The sequence below is a fragment of the Candidatus Methylomirabilota bacterium genome, assembly GCA_036002485.1.
In the GTDB taxonomy this organism is placed as follows: domain Bacteria; phylum Methylomirabilota; class Methylomirabilia; order Rokubacteriales; family CSP1-6; genus AR37.
Genome location: DASYTI010000092.1, coordinates 1 through 3,856, shown reverse-complemented (window position 1 = coordinate 3,856; position 3,856 = coordinate 1). Strand labels below are relative to the sequence as shown.

Here is a 3,856-nt window from a genome sequence, read left to right as displayed (position 1 = left end):
GTCGTGATGTCCTGCCCGTCGAAGCCGACGCGACCCGCATCCGGAATCTGGAAGCCCGTGATCACGTTGAAGGCCGTCGACTTGCCAGCGCCGTTCGGCCCGATGAGGGCCAGGATCTCGCCGCGCCCGAGATCGAGGCTCAGCCCCTCGACGGCCGCGAGCCCCCCGAAGCGCACGGTGATCTGCTTCACCTCGAGGGCCGGGCCGGGCGCGCGAGATCCCTCATGAGCGGCCGCGAAGCCGGCGCTCTCGCCCACCGCGAGCGGAGCGACGGGCCGCCGCCCGCGCTCCCGCAGGAGCGCCCGCAGATAGAAGACCAGGCCCTTCGGCATGAACATGACCACGAGCAGCAGGATGACGCCATAGAGGAGCATGCGATAGAAGACGGCCATCCGGAGCATCTCGGGCACGAAGGTGAAGACGAGCGAGCCGAGGGCGGGGCCGAGCACCATGCCCTGCCCTCCCGCCACCACCATCACGGCCATGGTGACGGTGTTCTGGAAGCCGAAGAGCTCGGGCGACAGGAACGTGATGTAGTGGGCGTAGAAGCCGCCCGCCGCGCCGGCCAGCACGCACGAGATCACGAGGGCGAGCATGCTGTGCCGGTAGGCGCTGATGCCCGAGGACTCGGCCAGGCTCTCATTGCTCTGGATGGCCGCCAGCGCTCGCCCGATGCGCGAGCCGAGGAGCCGTGCCGTGAGGTAGAGCGTTCCGCCCGCCATCACGGCCATCAGGTAGTAGTAGTCTCGCTTGGAGACGAGAGTGAGTCTCTCCGTGCCGAGATTGAAAGGGGGCACGCCGGCCAGGCCCATGGGCCCCTGAGTCAGCTCCATCCAGTTGGTGGCCACGAGCCGGATCACCTCGGCAAAGCCGATGGTGACCAGCACGAAGTAGGCGCCGCGGAGCTTGAGGGTGAGCCGGCCGAGCAGGTAGCCGACCACGCCCGTGAAGGCGGCGGCGAGGGGAAGCGTCCAGAGCGGCGACAGCCCCATGTGCAGCGCGAGCAGGCCCGAGGTGTAGGCGCCGATGCCGAAGAAGGCGGTGTGGCCAAGATTGAGCTGGCCGGCGGCAAGGAGCAGGTTCATGCCCGCGGCCAGCAAGAAGAAGAGGCCCGCCATGATCAGCAGGTGGAGGAAGTAGTCGTCCACGCCCAGGAGCGGCAGCGCGAGCAGCACCGCGGCCACCATGATTCCCCAGACGCCGCGCGGGATCATGGGGTTTCCTGTGCGCTCACCAGGATGCCATATGTCTTGTCCGGGCCATGCGCGAGCACGTGCTTCCCCCTCATCTACTCAGCCCTCGCCTCGTCGCCCGAGGCGGGCGTCTCGGCTCGAACTGCGGCCCCTCTCCCCCAATGGGGGAGAGGGATGAGGATGTTGGGCACAGCGCGACGAGGCTTTTCTCATCCCTCTCCCCCGTCGCGGGGGAGAGGGCCGCAGTTCGAGCTGAGCGGCGCAGCCGCGAGGCGAGGGCTGAGTAGATCAAGGGGGCCGTCCGAACACGAACCGTTCTTCGCGCAAGCGCTCATCGGGGCAGAGTCTTCTTACCAAAGAGGCCCTGCGGGCGCCACAGCAGGAGCAGGATGATCAGGACGAAGCCGATCGCGTCCTTGTAGCCTGATGAGATGTACCCGGCGCCCAGGCTCTCGGCCACGCCCAGCAGCAAACCGCCCACGATGGCGCCCAGGAAGTCCCCGAGCCCGCCCATGATGACGACGGCGAAGGACTTCAGCGCCGCCAGATCCCCCATGGCCGGGTACACCCAGAAGACGGCGCCCAGGAGAGCCCCCGAGGCTCCGGCCAGCGCCGCCCCGAAGGCGAAGGTGAACATGTAGATCCGGTCCACGTCGACGCCCGCGAGCCGGGCCATGTCCGTGTCCTGGAAGGTGGCCCGCATGGCCCGCCCGAGCCGCGTCTTCTTGATGAACAGATGCGAGCCCACGATGAGCGCCACCGCCATGGCGCCCGCGAAGAGCCGGATGGCTACGACGTGAATGGGCCCAAGAGTGAGGGGTACGGGAGAGAAGACGTGCTTGATCGTCTTCGGCGAGGGATCCCAGAGCAGGATGGCGGCGTTCTGGATGATGACTGAGAGAGCAACCATGGCGAGCATCGGGATCTCGATCGGCTGCAGTCTCAGCCGCCGCAGCACGAGCCGCTCCACCACGGCCCCCACGAGGCCAACCCCGAGCACCGACAAGAGGCTCGCGACGAAGAAGTTCACGCCCCAGAGGCTGAAGAGAGTGAAGAGGAAGAAGGCGCCCAGCATGAAGAACTCGCCGTGGGCGAAGTTGACCACGCGCATGATGCCGAAGATCAGGGTGAGGCCAATGCCCATCAGGGCATAGCCACCGCCCAGGATGAGGCCGTTGACGACGTGCTGGGTCAGCTCAGCGAGCATGGGGTGAAAGCAGGCGGGCGCCCGGAGGGGCGCCCGCGCTATCTCTGGCCGAGAGGAGCGTCACCGCTACTTGGCGGCGGACATCTCCCACAGCTTGGCGCTCGGCGTGATGGCCACCACCGAGTACTTGCCGTCCTTGACCTGGGTCACGATGATGTTGCAGTAGCTCTGCCCGTTCTGGTCGAACTTGTTGAGGCCGTAGAGACCGCGTGCCTCCAGCGTCTTGAGGGCCGCGTGGATCTTGGCCGCCGTCGGCTCCTTGGCGCTCTCGATGGCCTTGGCCACCACATTGACCGCATCGAAGCCGCGCATGCCTTCCACGATCCCGATCCAGGGCAGATTGCGCTTCTTCCACTCGTCCACGTAGGCCTTGCTCGCCTCTGGATCTCCCGCCATGGACGCGTCGTACGGATTGTAGAAGTTGATGAACATGGCGCCCTCGGCGGCGGGGGCGCCAGCCAGCTGGACGATGGAGTCGGGCCAGGCCGAGCCGCCCGTCACGAGCACCTTGACGTTGAGGCCCAGCTCCTTCATCTGCTGCAGCATCTTCGCGGCCTTGGGCGCGTCGTCCGTGATCACCACGCTGTCCACGCCCGCGGCCTTGAACTTGGTCAGCTGGGCATAGAAGTCCGTGTCGGCCTGGCCGACGTACTCCACGGCCTCGATGGAGGCGCCGTTCTTCTTGAACGCCTCGCCAAAGGCCACCACGGCCCCGCGCCCCCAGTCGGTGTTCACCGCCATGTAGCCGATCTTCTTCATGCCGAGCTTGGGGATGAGGGCACCCGCGCCCACCGCCTCGAGCTCGCTGGTCGGACTGATACGGCTCACGACTTTCTGCCCCGGGGTCTTGGGATCGGTGATCTTGATCGAGCTCGAGGTCTCCACGACCAGCGGCACGCCGTGCTGGGCGGCCAGCGGCATCATGGCCAGCGTCATGGACGAGCCCCAGGCCCCGATGATGACCGGGACCTTGTCGCGCACGATCAGCTTCTCGGCGGCATTGCGCGTCTCGGCCGGGTCGGACTTGTTGTCCTCGATGATGAGCTCGAGAGGACGCCCGAGCACCCCGCCCTTGGCATTGACGCGATCGAGGGCGATCTTGGCGCCGTTCGTGATGTAGGAGCCGGCCGCGGCTATCGGGCCCGAGAGCGGCTGGATCAGGCCGACCTTGATGGGCTCTTTCGACTGCGCCCCGGCCAGGCCGGGGACGGCGGCGAGGAAACCGGCGAAGGCCGCCAGCACTGCCCACGCGGTGAGTTTGGACTTTCTCATGGAATGCCAACCTCCTTGGAGCTCTGTGGAAAACGCCGTGGCCTGAAGACCGAGAGGCCCTAGTTATAGCCGACGGGGTATCGCATAGCAAGAGCCTTGCCCCCACCGCCGTCAGTGATTCCACGCGCTTGTGATGCGCCCTTGGACCGCTTTGCCGAGAAAATGCGCAACGAGACCTTGACGT

Annotated in this window: 3 protein-coding genes; all 3 read right to left on the bottom strand. The window is 66.6% G+C overall.

Annotation, left to right across the window (positions count from 1 at the left end; translation table 11 throughout):
- Positions 1-1,214, bottom strand: a 1,214-nt coding sequence (locus VGT00_09030; protein HEV8531546.1) for an ATP-binding cassette domain-containing protein, incomplete at its 3' end; no start/stop codon positions are given.
- A 310-nt stretch (positions 1,215-1,524) separates the two neighbouring features.
- Positions 1,525-2,400 (bottom strand): branched-chain amino acid ABC transporter permease, encoded by an 876-nt coding sequence (locus tag VGT00_09025; GenBank protein ID HEV8531545.1) that lies wholly within the window; start codon positions 2,398-2,400, stop codon positions 1,525-1,527.
- 66 nt (positions 2,401-2,466) lie between these two features.
- The gene (locus VGT00_09020; GenBank protein ID HEV8531544.1) at positions 2,467-3,672 is read right to left on the bottom strand and encodes an ABC transporter substrate-binding protein; all 1,206 of its coding nucleotides are present in this window, start codon (positions 3,670-3,672) and stop codon (positions 2,467-2,469) included.
- Positions 3,673-3,856 lie beyond the last annotated feature (184 nt).